The sequence below is a fragment of the Alphaproteobacteria bacterium PA2 genome, from assembly GCA_002256425.1.
Lineage (GTDB): Bacteria > Pseudomonadota > Alphaproteobacteria > Caulobacterales > Caulobacteraceae > Phenylobacterium.
This window is the reverse complement of sequence record NKIZ01000001.1, coordinates 3,126,390-3,144,251: the sequence shown is the minus strand read 5'-3', so window position 1 is coordinate 3,144,251 and position 17,862 is coordinate 3,126,390. Positions and strand designations below refer to the sequence as shown.

17 protein-coding genes are annotated in these 17,862 nt (G+C 65.0%); 9 read left to right on the top strand and 8 right to left on the bottom strand.

Annotated elements, in window-relative coordinates:
* Nucleotides 1-133 precede the first annotated feature (133 nt).
* The 8 genes from CFE28_15130 to CFE28_15095 all read left to right on the top strand — a co-directional run bounded on the left by CFE28_15130 (nt 134) and on the right by CFE28_15095 (nt 8,972).
* Nucleotides 134-1,390, top strand: a complete 1,257-nt coding sequence (locus tag CFE28_15130) for an ATPase (GenBank protein ID OYU71742.1) — start codon at nt 134-136, stop codon at nt 1,388-1,390.
* Nucleotides 1,391-1,489: 99 nt separating this feature from the next.
* The gene (gene pstC / locus CFE28_15125; protein ID OYU71209.1) at nt 1,490-2,932 is read left to right on the top strand and encodes a phosphate ABC transporter permease subunit PstC; all 1,443 of its coding nucleotides are present in this window, start codon (nt 1,490-1,492) and stop codon (nt 2,930-2,932) included.
* Entirely contained in the window at nt 2,925-4,214 is a 1,290-nt protein-coding gene (pstA, locus tag CFE28_15120; GenBank protein ID OYU71208.1) for a phosphate ABC transporter, permease protein PstA, read from the top strand. Before pstC ends, pstA begins: the two co-directional genes overlap by 8 nt.
* A gap of 46 nt (nt 4,215-4,260) precedes the next feature.
* Nucleotides 4,261-5,088, top strand: coding sequence for a phosphate ABC transporter ATP-binding protein (locus CFE28_15115; protein ID OYU71207.1), 828 nt, complete (start codon nt 4,261-4,263; stop codon nt 5,086-5,088).
* A 10-nt stretch (nt 5,089-5,098) separates the two neighbouring features.
* On the top strand, nt 5,099-5,794 hold the full coding sequence (phoU, locus tag CFE28_15110; protein ID OYU71206.1) for a phosphate transport system regulatory protein PhoU: 696 nt from the start codon (nt 5,099-5,101) through the stop codon (nt 5,792-5,794).
* Nucleotides 5,795-5,811: 17 nt separating this feature from the next.
* Complete coding sequence (phoB, locus tag CFE28_15105) at nt 5,812-6,504, top strand: phosphate regulon transcriptional regulatory protein PhoB (protein ID OYU71205.1); 693 nt, start codon at nt 5,812-5,814, stop codon at nt 6,502-6,504.
* A gap of 48 nt (nt 6,505-6,552) precedes the next feature.
* Nucleotides 6,553-7,824: a phosphoribosylamine--glycine ligase gene (locus CFE28_15100; GenBank protein OYU71204.1), complete on the top strand. Its 1,272-nt coding sequence runs from the start codon at nt 6,553-6,555 to the stop codon at nt 7,822-7,824.
* 80 nt (nt 7,825-7,904) lie between these two features.
* The gene (locus CFE28_15095) at nt 7,905-8,972 is read left to right on the top strand and encodes a phosphotransferase family protein (GenBank protein OYU71203.1); all 1,068 of its coding nucleotides are present in this window, start codon (nt 7,905-7,907) and stop codon (nt 8,970-8,972) included.
* Here the strand turns inward: CFE28_15095 and lpxK are convergent.
* From lpxK to CFE28_15070, 5 genes are read right to left on the bottom strand one after another with little or no spacing between them, the layout of a single operon-like run.
* The gene (gene lpxK, locus CFE28_15090) at nt 8,969-9,976 is read right to left on the bottom strand and encodes a tetraacyldisaccharide 4'-kinase (GenBank protein ID OYU71202.1); all 1,008 of its coding nucleotides are present in this window, start codon (nt 9,974-9,976) and stop codon (nt 8,969-8,971) included. The two genes, CFE28_15095 and lpxK, sit on opposite strands and share 4 nt — an antisense overlap.
* Nucleotides 9,973-11,175 carry a 3-deoxy-D-manno-octulosonic acid transferase gene (locus CFE28_15085; GenBank protein ID OYU71741.1) on the bottom strand — a complete coding sequence of 401 codons (1,203 nt, stop codon included), beginning with the start codon at nt 11,173-11,175 and terminating at the stop codon, nt 9,973-9,975. The genes lpxK and CFE28_15085 overlap by 4 nt, the downstream gene beginning before the upstream one ends.
* Before the next feature lie 47 nt (nt 11,176-11,222).
* The gene (locus CFE28_15080; protein OYU71201.1) at nt 11,223-12,188 is read right to left on the bottom strand and encodes a cation transporter; all 966 of its coding nucleotides are present in this window, start codon (nt 12,186-12,188) and stop codon (nt 11,223-11,225) included.
* Complete coding sequence (locus CFE28_15075) at nt 12,188-12,904, bottom strand: hypothetical protein (GenBank protein OYU71200.1); 717 nt, start codon at nt 12,902-12,904, stop codon at nt 12,188-12,190. Before CFE28_15075 ends, CFE28_15080 begins: the two co-directional genes overlap by 1 nt.
* On the bottom strand, nt 12,901-14,685 hold the full coding sequence (locus tag CFE28_15070) for a multidrug ABC transporter permease (GenBank protein ID OYU71740.1): 1,785 nt from the start codon (nt 14,683-14,685) through the stop codon (nt 12,901-12,903). Before CFE28_15070 ends, CFE28_15075 begins: the two co-directional genes overlap by 4 nt.
* A 122-nt stretch (nt 14,686-14,807) precedes the next feature.
* On the opposite strand from CFE28_15070, the gene CFE28_15065 reads away from it, so the two are divergent.
* Entirely contained in the window at nt 14,808-15,473 is a 666-nt protein-coding gene (locus CFE28_15065; protein ID OYU71199.1) for a protein tyrosine phosphatase, read from the top strand.
* Nucleotides 15,474-15,479: 6 nt separating this feature from the next.
* Here CFE28_15065 and CFE28_15060 read toward each other — a convergent pair whose 3' ends face one another.
* Genes CFE28_15060 through CFE28_15050 form a run of 3 tightly spaced genes read right to left on the bottom strand, consistent with a single transcriptional unit; the run spans nt 15,480 to nt 17,853 of the window.
* Nucleotides 15,480-15,710 carry an inositol monophosphatase gene (locus tag CFE28_15060; GenBank protein OYU71198.1) on the bottom strand — a complete coding sequence of 77 codons (231 nt, stop codon included), beginning with the start codon at nt 15,708-15,710 and terminating at the stop codon, nt 15,480-15,482.
* 14 nt (nt 15,711-15,724) lie between these two features.
* Nucleotides 15,725-16,519, bottom strand: coding sequence for a 3'(2'),5'-bisphosphate nucleotidase CysQ (locus CFE28_15055; protein OYU71739.1), 795 nt, complete (start codon nt 16,517-16,519; stop codon nt 15,725-15,727).
* A gap of 2 nt (nt 16,520-16,521) precedes the next feature.
* Complete coding sequence (locus tag CFE28_15050) at nt 16,522-17,853, bottom strand: modulator protein (protein OYU71738.1); 1,332 nt, start codon at nt 17,851-17,853, stop codon at nt 16,522-16,524.
* Nucleotides 17,854-17,862: the final 9 nt, after the last annotated feature.

Genomic DNA, 17,862 nt, shown 5'->3' with positions numbered 1-17,862 from the left:
CTTATGGAGAATCGGCTTGCCGACGCCATCCCGATACAGTCTGCCGATATGGACAGCCCTGGCCAGCGCCGGGTGCGGTGCGGCGGTCATTGGCGCCCTGGCGTTCCTGAAACTCCTTGATTTCGATTCGGCCATGGCCGGGGCGACCCTGATCCTGGCTGCCGGCGCCCTGATCGGTTTTGGGGGCGCTTCCAGCATTGCGATTCACGATGACCAGGCGATGCCTGCCCGGGAAGGTGAGCTCAGTCGCGATCCGCCCTACGCCGCCCTTGTGGACGCCTTGCCGGACCCGGTTCTGTTTGTAACGGCGATCGAGCCCGATGACCCGACGGGGCGTCGTTATGTACTCGCCAACAGGGCGGCGCGTGAGGTTCTGAACCTCAGCTCCGGGGCGGGACTGCTGGTTACAGCAATACGTGATCCCGAGGTGCTGGAAGCGGTTGATGAGGCCCTGTTCGGCCAGGTTCCGGCGACCGCGCTCTACGATCAGGGCGGCGCCCAGGACAGGGTTCTCAAGGCCTTCGCCCAGCCGCTCGGCGGCGAAGAGGGCGGCATGATGAGCATGGTTCTGGTGCTGCGCGATGAGACAGACATCCGCCGGGCCGAGCGGACCCGCGCCGACTTCCTTGCCAATGCCAGCCATGAGCTGCGCACGCCTCTGGCCTCCCTTTCCGGGTTTATAGAAACCCTCAGGGGCCATGCCCGTGCCGACGATGCGGCCAGGGAGAAGTTCCTCGGGATCATGCAGACCCAGGCTGACCGCATGAGCCGGCTGATCGACGACCTGCTGTCGCTCAGCCGCATAGAGCTCAATGAACACATCGCGCCGGCTGGCGAGATGGACCTTGCTTTGGCGGTCCTGGACGTTCTGGACTCCCTCGGTCCCCTCGCCAGGGAGGGTCGGGTAAATCTGAAATCGGACATACCGCCGCCAGGCAGCGCCGTAACCATTGGCGATCGCGATCAGCTGGTCCAGGTGGTCCAGAATCTGGTGGACAACGCCCTTAAGTACACGCCACCCGATGGGGTGGTCACGGTTCGCCTGCTCACCGACCTCAGCGCCATGGATGCCGCTGCCCCCGTAATGGAAGACAGCGCGCGGCTGGCCCTGCTGACGCCCGACCATGGACCGGCTCGCTATCTTGTGCTCCACGTCTCGGACTCCGGACCGGGACTTGCCCGGGAACATCTCCCGCGATTGACCGAGCGGTTCTACCGGGTCGAAGGCCAGAAAAGCGGCGCTCGCCCCGGCACAGGGCTGGGCCTCGCCATTGTAAAGCACATCCTCAATCGCCACCGGGGCGGCCTGGTGGTGGAGAGCGTCGAGGGACGGGGGGCGACATTCACCGCATATGTCCCAATGGCCCTGGGTGACCACCGGAGTTTGTGACAAAACTGTCGCAAAACTGTCGTAGAGGCTCAGCACTGGCGCACTAGAGCAAGGGCTGAAGTGGCCGAACCCTGACGAGTACTGGATCAAAAGGACGACATGCTGACCTGGGTCGCACTCCTGGCGCTCGCCCTGTTTTCCGGGGCTACGTTCTTCGCCGCCCGCCGCAAGGCTCTTGCAGCGGTTGGCGGTCGTCCGGTCGCCCTGCATTCCCTCCCTGGATATTACGGCGGCTATGTCGCCATCTGGGTCGCTGTTCCCGCCGCCTTGATCCTGCTGCTGGCGGCCGGTTTTGGCGGTCGGCTGGAAGCGGGTCTGTTGAGGTCGGCGGATGTACCGGCGATCAAGGGAATGGATTCCCAGCAGCAGGACGTGTTCTTCAACGACGCCGTCACCCTGTCCCTCGGCGGACAGCCCAGTGAAACCCTCTATGAGGGTGCGCAGAAGCAGGCCCTGGATGCTGCGGTCAACAAGGCCGCCCATCTCCGCGATCAGATTACCTACAGCGCCCTTGGCGCCGCCCTGGTACTGGCCTTCGCCGGGGCCGCCTTCGCCCTGCCGAAAATCCGGCCTGATTTCCGCGCCCGAAACAGTGTGGAAACCTGGATTGCAGGGCTCTTCATACTCTGCTCGGTCACAGCCGTCCTGACGACGGTGGGGATTGTCGGGTCCCTGGTCTGGGAGAGCTGGCGATTTTTCCAGTCAGTATCACCGATCGACTTCCTGTTTGGCATGGACTGGGATCCCCAGATCGCCATGCGCACCGACCAGTACGCCTCCAGCGGCGCCTTCGGCGCCGTGCCGCTGTTCATCGGCACCTTCCTGATCATGTTCATCGCCATGCTGGTGGCGGCGCCGGTTGGCCTTTTCTCTGCGATCTACCTGTCCGAATACGCCAGCCCTCTGGCTCGGGCCGTTGTGAAGCCCCTTCTTGAAATTCTCGCCGGGGTGCCGACCGTTGTTTATGGCTTCTTCGCCGCCCTGACAGTGGGGCCCCTGTTCCGTGAATTCTTCAACGCCATCGGCGCCATGCTGATCGGCGGAGGGCTGGACGGCCTGGGGGTTTATCTCAGCCAGGTGCAGAATCAGATGGCACTGGTGGCCGGGGCGGTCATGGGCGTCATGCTCATCCCCTTTGTTTCCTCTCTGTCAGATGACATCATCAACGCTGTGCCCCAGTCCCTGCGGGACGGCAGTCTCGCCATGGGCGCGACCAGGTCCGAGACCATAAAGAAGGTCGTCCTGCCCGCCGCCCTGCCTGGAATCATGGCCGCCATGTTGCTGGCGGTTTCCCGGGCTGTCGGTGAAACCATGATCGTGACCATGGCTGCGGGACTTCAGGCCAACGCCACCATCAATCCGCTCGATACGGTCACGACGGTTACAGTCCAGATCGTCACCCTGCTGACCGGCGACCAGGAATTCGACAGTCCCAAGACCCTTGCCGCCTTTGGCCTTGGGCTGACGCTGTTTGTGGTCACCCTGACCCTGAACATCATCGCCCTGCGCATCGTCCAGAGATACCGGGAACAGTATGACTGACGCCACCACCCCCGCTGCGGTGACCCTTCGCCAGACCGTCGAGGCTCGGCTCAAGGTCCGACATGCCCAGGAAAAGCGTTTCCGGGCCTATGGCTTTGCAGCCATAGCCTTCGCCCTGTCCTTCCTCGCCATCCTGCTGGGGCGGATCGTCGCCCAGGGCTATACGACCTTCCAGGAATACAGCGTCTCGATTCCGGTTTTTGTGGATCCGGCGCGGGTTGATCGCAACGACATCAGCGGAACCAATTTCGACCTGCTCATCGCCGATCAGGTCCTGGCGCGGCTGGGGGTCAAGGATGATGACTTTGGAAGCAAGTCCTCCAAGGTCATGGATATCCTGTCCAATGACCTGGGCTTCCAGGTGCTTGAAAAGGTCAGGGCTGACCCGAGCCTGATCGGCAAGACGATTTCGGTCACCGGGCCGGTACGGGCTGACGGCGCGCTCTATTACAAGGGCGAGATCAAGCGTTCGAGCCCGGAGGACGAGCGCAAGCTCGACAATACCCAGCTGGATTGGCTCGACAGGATGAAGTCCACCGGCATGGTCTCGTCCGGCTTCAATTCCGGCTTCCTGACCAAGTCCGACTCGACCGAGCCCGAACAGGCAGGCGTCTGGGGCGCAATAGTCGGGTCGACCATGATGCTGTTCGTAACCGCCCTGCTGGCCGTGCCCATCGGCGTGCTGGCGGCCACCTATCTTGAGGAGTTCGCGCCCAAGAACCGCTGGACCGACATCATCGAGGTCAACATCAACAATCTCGCGGCGGTGCCGTCCATTGTCTATGGCCTGCTCGGCTTGGCCGTGTTCATCAACTGGCTGCATGTGCCCAGGTCATCTCCCCTGCTGGGCGGCTTGGTCCTGTCCCTCATGGCCCTGCCCACCGTGATCATTGCGACCCGGTCGGCCCTCAAGGCTGTGCCTCCGTCCATCCGAGAGGCGGCCCTGGGCGTCGGCGCCTCAAAGACCCAGACCGTCTTTCACCACGTCCTGCCCCTGGCCATGCCCGGAGTCATGACTGGCGCCATATTGTCCATGGCCCATGCCCTTGGCGAAACGGCGCCGCTTCTGATGATCGGCATGGTGTCCTTTGTTCCTGGCGTCCCGGAAGGGTTCACCGGCGCCTCCACGGTCCTTCCTGTTCAGGTCTTCATCTGGGAAAACGCCTCCGAGCGCGGCTTCCACGAGCGAACGGCGGGGGCGATCATTGTCCTGCTGGTCTTCATGATCGTGATGAACCTGGCCGCCATTCTGCTGCGACGCCGCTTCGAGCGTCGGTGGTGACCCTGATGGCACCTCAATTCGTTCAATCCCTGCGCCGCATCCACCCATGAGACATCACATGACCCTTCAACGCGACGACGGCCTGACCCAGGGTGCAGGGGCGACGACGGTCGGCGATCCGATCAAGATCCGCGCCCGGGACATCAATGTGTTCTATGGCGCCAAGCAGGCCCTGTTCGACGTTTCCCTCGATGTGGCGGAGAAGTCGGTCACCGCCCTGATCGGCCCTTCAGGCTGCGGCAAGTCCACCTTCCTGCGGTGTATCAACCGCATGAATGACACCATTCCCGGCGCCCGGGTGGAAGGCCGGATCGAGCTGGACGGCGAGGATGTGAATGACCGCGGCATTGACCCCGTGGTCCTCCGCGCCCGGGTGGGCATGGTTTTCCAGAAGCCCAACCCCTTCCCGAAGACCATCTACGAGAACGTCGCCTATGGTCCGCGCATTCACGGCATCGCCACCACCAAGGCTGAGCTGGACGCCATTGTCGAAAAGTCGCTGAAGCGGGCCGGCCTGTGGGCCGAAGTCGCAGACCGCCTGCAGCAGCCGGGCACGGGTCTGTCCGGGGGGCAACAGCAGCGCCTGGTCATCGCCCGGGCCATCGCCGTCAGCCCTGAAGTCATTCTGATGGACGAGCCCTGTTCGGCCCTCGATCCGATCGCCACGGCCCGGATCGAAGAGCTGATCGACGAACTCCGCAACCAGTACTGCATCGTGATCGTCACCCACTCCATGGCCCAGGCCGCCCGGGTCTCGCAGAGGACCGCCTTCTTCCACATGGGCAAGCTGGTGGAAGCTGGCGACACCGGCGACATCTTCACCAATCCCCGGGACAACCGCACCCAGGACTATATCACCGGCCGGTTCGGCTAAGGACGCACCCATGAACGAGCATATCGTCAAGTCCTACGAGGACGAACTCAACGCCCTGACCGCCGAATGCGCCAGGATGGGCGGCCTGACCGAGGCCCAGGTGGCCGACAGCCTCGAAGCCGTCATCAAGCGCGACCAGGCGCTCGCCGAACAGGTCGTCGGTCGCGATGAACGGCTGGACATCCTGCAGGCCGATATCGAGCGCAAGGCCATTCGTCTGATCGCCCTGCGCCAGCCCATGGCCAATGACCTGCGCCGCACCGTAGCGGCCATGAAGATCGCCAATAATCTTGAACGCTGTGGCGACCTGGCCAAGAACATCGCCAAGCGCACAATGGTCCTGGCCGAAGCCGAACCCATGGCAGCCCTGACCCGGTCCATCGAACGCATGGGCCGGCTGGTTACAGGCCGTCTGAAGGATGTCCTGGATGCCTACACCGCCTCGAACCTTGATCGCGCCATGCAGGTGTGGTCGCGGGACGATGAAGTGGATGAGCACTATAACAGCCTCTTCCGGGAACTGCTGACCTACATGATGGGCGATCCGCGGACCATTACCGCCTGCGCCCACCTGCTGTTCGTCGCCAAGAACATGGAGCGGATCGGCGATCACGCCACCAATATCGCCGAGATCATCCACTACGAGATCACCGGCGATGAAATGATCGGTGCGGCCCGTCCCAAGACCGACGGCCTGACCTCCTAGGAAGAATGGCAAACCCCATGGCGCCGCGAATTCTGGTTGTCGAAGACGAAGACGCACTTTCCACACTTCTCCAGTACAATCTGGAGAAGGATGGATACGAGGTCGCCCTTGCCTCAGATGGTGAAGACGCCCTGACCCAGGTTGCGGAACAGGCGCCTGACCTGGTCATTCTGGACTGGATGCTGCCCAAGATTTCCGGGATCGAGGTTTGTCGGCGACTTCGTCAGCGTACGGAAACCCGGAACATGCCGATCATCATGCTGACGGCTCGGGGAGAAGAAACCGACCGCATTCGCGGCCTCGACACAGGGGCTGACGACTATGTGATCAAGCCTTTCGCCATGTCCGAACTGTCAGCGCGGATTCGCGCTGTCATGCGCCGCATCCGGCCAGGCCTCTCCGAGGACAGGGTCCACAGGGGCGACCTGATCATTGACCGGGTCGCGCACCGGGTGCGCCGGTCCGGTGAGGAAATCCACCTTGGCCCCACCGAATTCCGCCTGCTCGACCACTTCATGCAGCATCCCGGCCGGGTCTTCTCCCGGGAGCAGTTGCTGGATGCGGTCTGGGGACGGGAGGTCTATGTGGAGGCGCGGACGGTCGACGTGCACGTCGGACGTCTGCGCAAGGCGCTGAACCGCAGGGAAGGCGATGTTGATCCGATCCGCACCGTCCGGTCAGCGGGCTATTCCCTGGATCTGGACGCTTAGAAGATCGGGTCGGTTGACCTTGGCCGCCCGGCAGGTCAAAGCCCGGCTATGAACATACTTCTTGTCGGATCTGGTGGCCGCGAGCACGCCCTGGCCTGGAAGATCAAGGCCTCGCCCCTGGTGCGGACCCTGGTCATGGCGCCGGGAAATCCCGGCATGGGCAATCTTGGCGAACTCCGGGCGATCAGTCCGACAGATGTTCCGGCCCTGGTCGCCCTGGCGCAGGACATGGCGGCTGATCTGGTCGTGATCGGTCCTGAAGTCTCCGTGGAGGCCGGGCTGGCGGACGCCCTGGCTGATGCCGGCATACCCTGTTTCGGCCCAGTTGCGGCGGCGGGGCGACTGGAGAGCTCCAAGGCCTTCACCAAGGCCTTCTGCGATCGTCATGGTCTGCCCACCTCGGCCTACGCCGTCTTCGAAGATTCGGCCCAGGCAAAGGCGGGCCTTTCGGCCTTCAATGCTCCCTATGTGGTCAAGGCTGACGGCCTGGCGGCGGGCAAGGGGGTTGTGATCGCCCAGGACCTCGCGGCAGCCGAGGCGGCAATCGATGACGCCATTGGCGGCCGGTTCGGCGGCGCGGGAGCACGGGTCGTCATCGAGGAATTTCTGGAGGGCGAGATCGGCTCGCTCTTCGCCCTCTGCGATGGCAGGACCTCCAGGCTCTTCGGCTCGGCCCAGGACCACAAGCGCGCCTATGACGGCGAGCGGGGCCCCAATACCGGCGGTATGGGCACCTATTCCCCCGCCCCGGTCTTCACGCCGGCCCTGGTGGATCAGACGCGGACCCGGTTGGCCGAACCCGCCTTCGCCGGCATAGCCTCAGAGGGCGCGCCCTATCGCGGCGTGCTCTTTGTCGAGCTAATGGCAACCCGGGATGGCCCCAAGCTGGTCGAGTTCAACGCCCGGTTCGGCGACCCCGAATGTCAGGTCCTGATGCTGCGGCTGAAGAGTGATCTGGTTCCCTACCTCATGGCCTGCGCCACCGGGACCCTGGACCAATTGCCGGACCCCGAATGGTCCGATCAAGCCGCAGTTTGCGTCGTCCTGGCCGCCCGGGGCTATCCGGACGCACCGCAGACCGGATCCGAGATCCGCGGCGCTGAGCAGGATTTCGGCGCAAATGTCGTGGTCTTCCATGCCGGAACCCGCAGAGACCCCGACGGAACCCTGCGGGCCTCAGGCGGTCGGGTGCTCAATGTCTGCGCCCACGGGGCCAGCTTTGAAGAGGCCAGGGCCAAGGCCTACGCCGCTGTGGCGAAGATCGACTGGCCAGGCGGATTCCATCGCACCGACATTGGCTGGCGCGCCCTGGGCCGGTGATCTCGACCTAGAGGTCTTGCAGCATCCCTCTCCGGGTCGGTATGGTGGTTCAAACACTTGTAAGAACCAGGGAGCCCGTCATGGCCGATACAGCCGAGCAGGAACGCGAAGCCGCCAATTCGGGCACCAAGGACGTCGCCGAAAGCCACCGTTTCGATGAGTCCGCACTGGCCGCCTGGATGCAGGCCAATGTGGAAGGCTTTGAGGGGCCGCTGGAAGTCCGCCAGTTCAAGGGCGGCCAGTCCAACCCGACCTATCAGCTGATCACCCCATCCAGGAAATATGTCATGCGGCGCAAGCCGCCCGGCAAGCTGCTGCCCTCGGCCCACGCCGTCGATCGCGAATACAAGGTCATCACCGCCCTCTATCCCACCGGCTTCCCGGTGGCGCGGTCCTATGGGCTCTGCACGGATGACGCCGTCATCGGCACCTGGTTCTACATCATGGACATGGTGGAAGGCCGCATCCTCTGGGATCAGTCCCTGCCGGCCTATGAGCCCCAGGAGCGGTTTGCGATCTTCAAGGCCAAGATCGAAACCCTGGCTGACCTGCACAACACAGACCACGAAGCCATTGGCCTGGGCGACTATGGCAAGCCCGGCAACTATATGGGCCGTCAGGTCGATCGCTGGACCAAGCAGTACAAGGCCTCGGAAACCGTCCACCTGGAAGAGATGGAGCGGTTGATCGATTTCCTGCCGAAGTCCCTGCCGGAGCAGGAGCGCACCAGCGTCGTTCACGGCGACTATCGCCTGGACAATATGGTCCTCCATCCCACCGAACCCAGGGTGGCCGCAGTTCTGGACTGGGAGCTGGGAACCCTCGGCGAACCCCTTGCCGACTTCACCTATCTGCTCATGAACTGGGTGAACGGGTCGATTTCCACCCTGCCCGACATCAAGGCCCATGGACTGCCGACGCTCGAAGAGGCCGTGGAGATCTATTGCCAGCGCACCAACCGTCCCGGCCTCCGGGATCTGGACTGGTTCTTCTCGTACAACATGTTCCGGTTGGCAGGCATCTGCCAGGGCATTGTCGGTCGGGTGCGTGACGGCACGGCCAACAGCCCGCAGGCGGCGGCCATGGCTGAACGGGTTCCCCTGCTGGCCCAGTCGGCCTGGCACTACGCCCAGAGGGCCGGCGCCTAGAGGCCCAGACCGGACAGGAGTGTTTCCAGATCCGCGGGGGCTTCAAAGCTCGCGCGGATCGGCCAGGCCCTGATCCGTTCCCGCCAGGCTGGCGGCAGGCGGACCCAGTCCTTTTCCGTCGTGATCAGACCGGCCCCGCGGTGCGCGGCCATATCGGAAAGGCGCGTCAGCATGTCTTCGGAATAGTCGGCGTGGTCGGGGAAGTTGGCGAATTCGACCAGGTCGCAGCCTGCGGCCTTCAGGGCGCGTTCGAACTTCCAGGGTTTGCCTATGCCGGCAAAGCCCAATTGCGGTCCGGGCGGCGGTGGCTCGACCGGGGTGATCCTGACCACCAGCACCGGCTTGCCCTGAAACATGGCGAGAAGTTCGGGATCGGGGGAGGGCAGGTCCTGCGGCAGGACCAGGACCACGGCGTCCGCCCGGGCAAGGCCTGTGGCCAGGGGCTCCCGCAGGGGCCCGGCGGGAAACACCGATCCATCGCCCAGGGGCCACTCGCCGTCCCGGGTCTCGCCATCCACGACGACGAGGGAAAGGGCCTTCTGCAGAGTCGGATTCTGGTGGCCGTCGTCCATGACCAGGACCCTGGCGCCGGCCGCCACAGCCGCCTTGGCGCCTGCAACCCGGTCAGCGGAGATCCACATGGGGCCATCAGCCGCCATCATCAGGGGCTCATCACCAACATCGGCAGCGGTGTGGCGAGACAGGTCGACCTGCAAGGGCCCTTTCTCCGCGCCGCCATAGCCCCTGGACAAACCATGGGCCGCGACGCCGCGGGCTCTCAGCAAGGTCAGCAACTCGCGCACCACGGGGGTCTTGCCGGTGCCTCCGGCGGTCAGATTGCCGACGCAGATGACCGGCGCTCCGGGATCGATCGGGATCGTGCGGGCGATCCGCCGGGCGGTCGTCCAGGCCCAGATCCAGCTGATGGGGGTCAGCAGGGCGCGGGTGACCGGGGCAGGGGCGCCGGATCGCACATACCACCACTTCGGCGTGGGCAGCTTCATGCGTCCACCAGGGGAAGGACAGTGGCCGTAACCGTTTCAAGGGCTGACCCCTGCCGCGCCGCATAGGCCAGGGCCGCGTCCGACATCTGCCGACGGATCTGCGGATTGCTGGACAGGCCTTTCAGGTGACGGGCAAGGTCAGTCTCATCCCTGGCCTCTATCGCCGCCACAGCGTCGAGCATTTCGCCGTAGAGGTCGGCGGCATTGAAGACATGGGGACCCGTGACGACCGGTACGCCCAGACGGGCGGGTTCGAGAGGGTTGTGCCCGCCAATTCCGGGAACGAGGCTGCCGCCCATGACGGCGATGTCGGCCCAGGCGTAGAGCAGGCCCATCTCGCCAAGGGTGTCGGCCAGATAGACCTCGTGGGCCGCGGTCAGGGTTTCCCCTGTGGACCGGCGGCAGACCTTCAGGCCCAGATCGGCAAGGGCGCCCGCCACTTCAGCGCCGCGCTCTGGGTGGCGTGGCGCCACCACCAGAAGGGCGCCGGGATCCCGCGCCGCCCGGGCGATAAGGGACTCCTCGCCGGGGTGGGTGTTAGAGGCCAGAATGACCAGCCGGTCCCCGCCAGCAGCCTTGAGGGCTTTGAGCTCGTCCGGATCACAGGTCAGGGCCTCGCCCACCCGCTTGAGGTTTGCGAAGGGACCGATGTCCGCCCCAAGTGCTGCGAGCCTGTCGGCGGTCTCGGGGTCCTGGGGCAGGATCGCACTGAAGGCGCCCAGCAGTCGGCTGGCTGCGGAGGGCCACCGACCCCAGCCCTTTGCGCTTTTCGCGGTCATCCGGGCGGATGCCAGCACCAGCTTCACGCCTCGGGCCTGGGCGCCAAGGATCAGGTTGGGCCAGAGCTCACTTTCCACCAGAATACCGGCGGCAGGCTTCCAGTGGTCAAGGAACCGCTTCACGGCCCCGGGCGCGTCGACCGGCACGTACTGGTAGAGGACGCCCTGCGGCAACCGCCTGGCCAGAAGTTCGGCCGAAGTCCGGGTTCCCGAAGTGACCAGGATGTTCAGGTCCGGCCTTGTCGCCTTGAGGGCTGAAACCAGGGGCAGCAGGGACTGGCTTTCGCCGACGCTCACCCCGTGCAGCCAGACGAGCTTGCCGTCGGGCCGCGTCAGGGTCGGGCAGCCGAACCGCTCGCCGATCCGGACCGGGTCTTCCTTCCCGCGCTTGGCGCGGCCACGCAGCAGGGTGGGAACCATGGGCTCCAGCAGGCCGGTGACGACCCTATAAAGCCCCAACCACACCCCTAGACCATTTCCGCCGGCGACAGGCGGCACAGGGCCGCATCGCCGGTCTCGATCTGCAGGGTGCAATGGCCGATATGGAACCGGTCGGCCAGGCCTTCGCAGGCCTCATGGAGGAAGGCGTCGGAGTCGGTGTTGTCGGGCCGGGTGAGATGGACCGTCAGGGCGGTCTCGGTGGTGCTCATGGCCCAGATGTGCAGATCATGGACATTGGTCACCCCGGGACGGGCGGCGAGCCAGGCGCGGACAGCGGCCACATCAATGCTCTTCGGCGCAGCATCCATGGCCAGGTCTGCGGAGTCGCGGAGCAGTCCCCAGGTCCCGATCACGATGACACCGGCAATGACCAGGCTGAGGGCCGGATCCAGCCAGATAAAGCCGCCTGTCGCCATCATCACACCCGCGCCGACAACCACAGCCAGGGACACCGCTGCATCGGTCGCCATGTGCAGGAAGGCGCCGCGGATGTTCAGGTCCTCCTGTCCCCGCAGGAACATCAGGGCCGTCGCCGTATTGATGATGACGCCAATGCCGGCGGTGATCATGACCGGCAGGGTGTCGATGGCTGTGGGATCCATCAGCCTTCGTGCAGACTCAGACGCAATGACGCCCACGGCGATCAGCAGCAGGACCGCATTGGCCAGGGAGGCCAGTATGGTCCCCTTGCGCAGGCCATAGGTGCGCCGGGCGCTCGGAGGGCGTCGGGCCATGATGGCCGCGCCCCAGGCCACCAGCAGGGCCATGACATCAGAGAGATTGTGGCCGGCGTCCGCCAGCAGGGCCAGGGAGTGGGTGCTGAGGCCCACCAGCACCTCGATCAGCACAAATCCTGTGTTCAGCCCGACTCCGACTGCGAAGGAGAGGCCGAAGTCCTTGGGGGCTTGGCTATGGCCATGATGATGATGGCTGTGGTCATGGTGATCATGGTCATGATGACCGCCGTGATCGTGATGGGCGTCGTCGGACATCAGCTGGCCCTTCCGGGCGCCTGGGCGGAAAGGGCTTCGGCCTTGCGGGCCACTGCGCTGAGGGCCTTCGACCAGTCTTCACCCAGTCGGGCGATCGCCGCCTCATCGGCGTCGGCCGGGATGTAGTAGGGCCCGTCCCAGGTGATGACGCCACGGCCGAACGGCGCCCCCAGCATGACCTTGTCCCAGGTGTTCAGCAGTATGTGAGGCGAGACGGCGATACCGGTCAGGAAGACCGGCGCGCCGGTGCGTTTGGCGATCTGCAGGGCGCCCAGGGCCATGACCTCATTGGGTCCGCGTGGCCCGTCAGGGGTGACCAGCAGGACCGCGCCGTCATCCACGGCCTTCATGGCCTCGCGGAAGCCTGCCACGGCCTGACGCGCTTTGGTCGCGTCGCCTTTTTTGGCTGAAGACATGCGGATGGAAGGAAAGCCCATGCGCACGAGCGCCAGGGCCAGGAACTCCCCGTCCGCGGAGGGCGAAACCAGGCACTGCTTCTTGGGTTTGCGGGCCCAGAGCTCAGCCAGGAACCCCCAGATCGGAATGCGGCTGTGCCAGACCAGGTTGATCACGCCGACATCGGAGTCGACATAGGGCAGGACCTTGTCCAGGTCCTCGTGCCGCCAGCGGACCGTGCGGCGGATCAGGGCGATATAGGTGGCCAGCACCCAGCCCAGAATGGCCTGAACAGTCGGGTTGCGCAGGGCCTTCTTCATGGGCGGGCCTCCGCCACTGGCTCCAGATCCTGGGACTGGGCCAGCCGTGCGTAGAGCCCCTGCCGGGCGATCAGCTCGCCATGGGTTCCCGTCTCGACAATCCGGCCCTGATCGATCACGTGGATGCGGTCGGCGCTGCGGACCGTGGAGAGCCGGTGGGCGATCAGGATTGTGGTTCGCCCGGCCATCAGTCGCGCCAGGGCCGCCTGGACCTGGGCTTCGCTCTCGGTGTCGAGGGCGCTGGTCGCCTCATCCAGCAACAGGATGGGGGCATTTTTCAGGAAGGCCCGGGCAATGGCGATCCTCTGCCTCTGGCCGCCGGAAAGGCGGGCGCCCGCTTCGCCCACCAGGGTGTCATAGCCGCCGGGCAGGGCCAGGATGAAGTCATGAGCCGCCGCCGCAGTCGCCGCCGCCTCGATCTCGGCTGCGGTCGCCTCGGGTCTGGCATAGGCGATATTGGCGCGGATGGAGTCGTCGAACAGGAAGGGCTCCTGGGTCACCAGGGCGATCTGGTTGCGAAGCGAGGCCAGGGTCACATCCCGGACATCGGTTCCGTCTACGCTGACCTTGCCCCGGGTCACGTCATAGAACCGGGGAATGAGGTTGAGCAGGGTGGTCTTGCCGCCGCCGGAGGGCCCGACCAGGGCCACGGTCTCGCCCCGGCTGACTGTGAGGCTGACGCCGTCGAGGACTGAGGGGCCATCTCCATAGGCGAAGCCCACGTCCTCGAAGGCGATGGTGGCCTGTCCGAGGGCCAGGGACTTTGCATCGGCTCGGTCGCGGATTTCCGGCTCGATATCTAGGGCCCTGAACAGGCGCCGCGCCGCCGACAGGCCTTCGGCGAATACGGTCTGCAGATTGGCCAGCTGCCTCAGGGACTGGGAGGCCAGGCCCAGGGCGCCGATGAAAGCGACGAAGGCCCCCACATTCATGCCCCCCGACTGGGACCGCCAACCGGCATAGGCGATGACCGCCGCCGTGATCAGGGTCATGAGGGTTTCGGTGGCCGGCGCCGCCCTCGCCCGGGCATTGGCGCCCTGGACCAGGTGGGCCTGACGTCGTTTGACCACCTCAGCGACCCGGGCCTCTTCAAAGGCTTCGCGGTTCTCGATCTTCACCACCCTTACGCCGTCCAGGCTTTCCATGATGGCGGTGGAAAGGGCAGAGGTCTCGGCCATGGCGCCCTTGGCGGCCTTGGAGGTCCGCTTGGCGAAGCGGCGCATGATCCCTGTGGCCAGGGGCGCCGCCACCAGCAGGGTCAGGGACAGGTAGAGGTCATTGGCCACCATGACCGTCACGGCGCCGATCACGGTCAGCAGGTGCTGGGTATAGTTGATCACGCCCGAGGTCGCCGCCTCACGGATCAGGCCGGCGTCATAGAGGACAGATGAGACATACTCACCCGAGTGCTGGGTCCGCAGGCGGGCCAGGTCAGCCCGCACCAGTCGCCCGAACAGCTGGACCTGGACCTGGCCGACCACGGCATTCCCGATCTCGTTGACCAGGGAGGCCTGGATCACCTGGGCCAGACCCCGTCCCAGGGCCAGGGCGGCGATGGTGACGGGAATCACCATCAGGGCGCCGGGCTTGTGATTGACGATCAGGTCATTGATCGCTGGCTCCAGGATCTGGATCAGTTTGGCGCTCAGGGCTGCGACAATGATGGCGGCCACCATGGCGCCAGACCAGGCCATGGCCCTTGGCGCCATGTAGACCCGCGCAATCCGTCCTATCAGGGCGCGGGCCGATGTTTCGGCAGGCTCTGGGGCGGTAGGTGTCATCATGCTGGGGTCGGCTGTCAGGGCTTCGAAGTCAAGATGGGCGATAGGGACAACCGCGTTGAATGCTTCCGTTTGAGGGCCGAAGCCCTTAATCAGGAAGGCCATCCCAGCCGGAGCTCCCCTTGGCCGATTTTGACCTAACCACAAAGCAAGGCCGATTTCGGACCTATCTGGACTATCTCTGGAAGGATCACGCCTATCTGCGCCTGAGATTCCGCAACGCCCACTGGGTGTCCGACGAACTGGTCCGCACCAATCAGCCCTGGCCCTTCCAGCTTGAGCAGTGGAAGGCCCAGGGGATCAAGACCATCGTCAACCTGCGCGGCGGCTTTGACGCCAGCTTCCATGCCCTGGAAAAGGACGCCTGCGAGCGTCTGGGCCTGACCCTGGTCGACTTCACCATCACCTCGCGGGAAGTGCCCAGCCGGGCCCGGGTCCATGGCGCCAAGGCCCTGTTCGAAAGCCTGGAATATCCGGCCCTGATGCACTGCAAATCCGGGGCGGACCGGGCCGGCATCATGAGCGTCTTCTACATGCACTTCCGAAAGGGCCTGCCCATCCGTGAGGCCCTGGAACAGCTGTCGCTGAAATACCTGCATGTGAAGGCAGGCAAGACCGGGGTCCTCGATTACACCTTCGAGCGTTATCTCGACCAGGGCGAACCCCGGGGTCAGACCTTCCTCGAATGGGTCGACAGCCCCGACTATGACGAAGCCGCCATCAAGGCCGACTTCCGCTCGCAGATGTGGGGTCGGCTGCTTACTGACGGGATCCTGAAGCGCGAATAGCTCCGCCTAGTGACCGTCGGTCTTCGGATCCAGCAGCTTGTGGGCGTGGATGATGAAATAGCGCATCAGGGCGTTGTCGACCGTGGACTGGGCCTTGGCGCGCCAGGCGGCGAGGGCGGCGTCGTGGCTGGGGTAGGCGCCGACCAGGTCGATCTTGTTCAGATCGCGGAACTTGACGCCTTCAACATCCTCCAATTCGCCGCCGATCACGAGATGCAGAAGCTGGCTGTCGGGCATGGGTGAGGTTTTCCTTAGGGAACGCTGTTGCGCAAGGCGATAGGCGAGACCCGCTCCAGGATCAAGGGCGCCAGACGCGGCGCAGCGCAGACCATGCTGCGTTGTTGTGGATTTGGACGGTTATAGGCGAAAGGCTGACCCTGGTGATCGCTGCAATGGGCCATGGCCTCGGTGGCGATCAGATCGGCCGCAGCGATATCCCAATCGCTCTTGGGACCCATGGCGATGGTCGCGTCAAAGGCGCCATTGGCCACCAGGCACATGCGATAGGCGGTTGAGTTGCGAGGCTCGATGCGCATTGGCGGCCAGGGGGTCGGCCAGGCCGGGTGTTTGAACATGACCTCATCGCCGACCATGCCGCAGCCCTCGACCCGATCGGTCTGGCTGGCTTGGATGACCTTGCCGTTCAGGTGGGCGCCGCCTCCCGTCCGTGCCGTAAAAGTCTCGTCAAGGTCCGGCGCAAAGACCACGGCCGCCACGGGCCGGCCGGCTTCCACGACGGCGATGCAGACCGACCACCAGGGGCGACCCTTCACAAAGGCGCGGGTGCCGTCGATGGGGTCGACCACGAATAGGCGGGTCTTGTCCAGGCGGTCGGTATTGTCCGCGGTTTCCTCCGACAGCCAGCCATAGTCTGGTCGGGCAGACCTCAGTCGCTCGGTCAGCAGGGCGTCGGCCGCCAGGTCGGCATTGGTCACGGGCGAATTGCCGGGCTTGTACTCGACATCCAGCCCGGCGCCGCGCAGGCGCAGGGCCAGGGCGCCGGCTTCCCGGGCGGCGTCGACAATCAGGTCCAGATCGGCGGTCAGGCTCACTTTCCGGCTATGGCCAGGCCGTCCACCAGGATTGACGGTGCATTGGCCGAACCGCGGAATTCCAGGTCCGAGCCGGGAACCAGGCGGGCGAAGATGTCGATCAGATTGCCCGCCACGGTGATCTCGGTCACCGGATAGGCCAACTCGCCCTTCTCGAACCAATAGCCCGCACAGCCCACCGACCAGTCGCCGGTATTGCCGTTGAGGGAAGGCCCGAACATGGAGGTGACCAGCACCCCTGATCCGGCGTCGGCCATCAGGCCGGCCTGATCCCGGTCGCCGGGCAGGAGGGTCAGGTTCGAGGTTCCAACCCCTGCAGGTCCCGCGGATCCGCGGGAGGCGTGGCCGGTGGTGGTCAGGCCCAGCTGCCGCGCCGATGAGGTGTTCAGCAGCCAAGTTGTCAGGACGCCGTCATCGATCAGCTTCCACAGGCGGTTGGCCACCCCTTCATCGTCGAAGGGGGATGAGCCCAGGCCGCGGACCCTGTGCGGGTCGTCCGTGATGGTGACGCCCTTGCTGAAGATCTGCTGACCCAGTTTGTCCTTCAGGAAGGAGGTGCCCCGGGCGATGGAGGGTCCGCTGATGGCGCCGAGCAGGGGGCTCATCAGTGAGGTGGCCAGGCGGTTCTCGAAAATGACCGCCGCTGTGGTCGAGTCGATCTTGCGGGCGCCCAGTCGGGCTGCGGCCCGACGTCCGGCTTCGCGGCCAATGGACTCGGGGGAGGGCAGGTCAGAGCGCCAGCGGACCGAGCGTCCATCATAGCCGCCTTCCATGACTTCGCCGTCTCCGGCGACCACGGAGGCGCCGATGGAGAAGCCCGAAGCCTTGTGATGGCCGGAAAAGCCGTTGGACGTGACCAGCCGCCATTCCGACTTCGAGGCCATGGCCGAGCCGCCCTCGGAATTGGTGATCTGCGGCATGGCGCGGGCGGCGTCCTCGGCGGCCCGAGCAACCTCTTCGAGGGAGTCTGGCGAGGGCTCCGAGGGGTCGAAAAGATCGAGGTCGGGATAGGGTCCCTTTGCGTGGAGGCTGGCGTCAGCCAGGCCTGCATAGGGATCTTCCGGCGCCAAACGGGCCATGGCTACAGCCCGCTCCACCAGCTTGGCCCGGGCGGCGGGGGACATGTCCGAGCCGGACACGGTGGCGTGCTGGCCGCCCACAAACACCCGAAGGCTCAGGTCGCGGGATTCCTCGCGCTCGACCTCTTCCAGCTTGCCCAGTCGTACGTTGATCCCCAGGGCCTGACGTTCAGAGCCCACGGCTTCGGCGGCGTCGGCCCCGGCGCGCAGGGCGGCGGCGACCACATCAGATAAAAGGTTCTCATCCATACCCGCCAT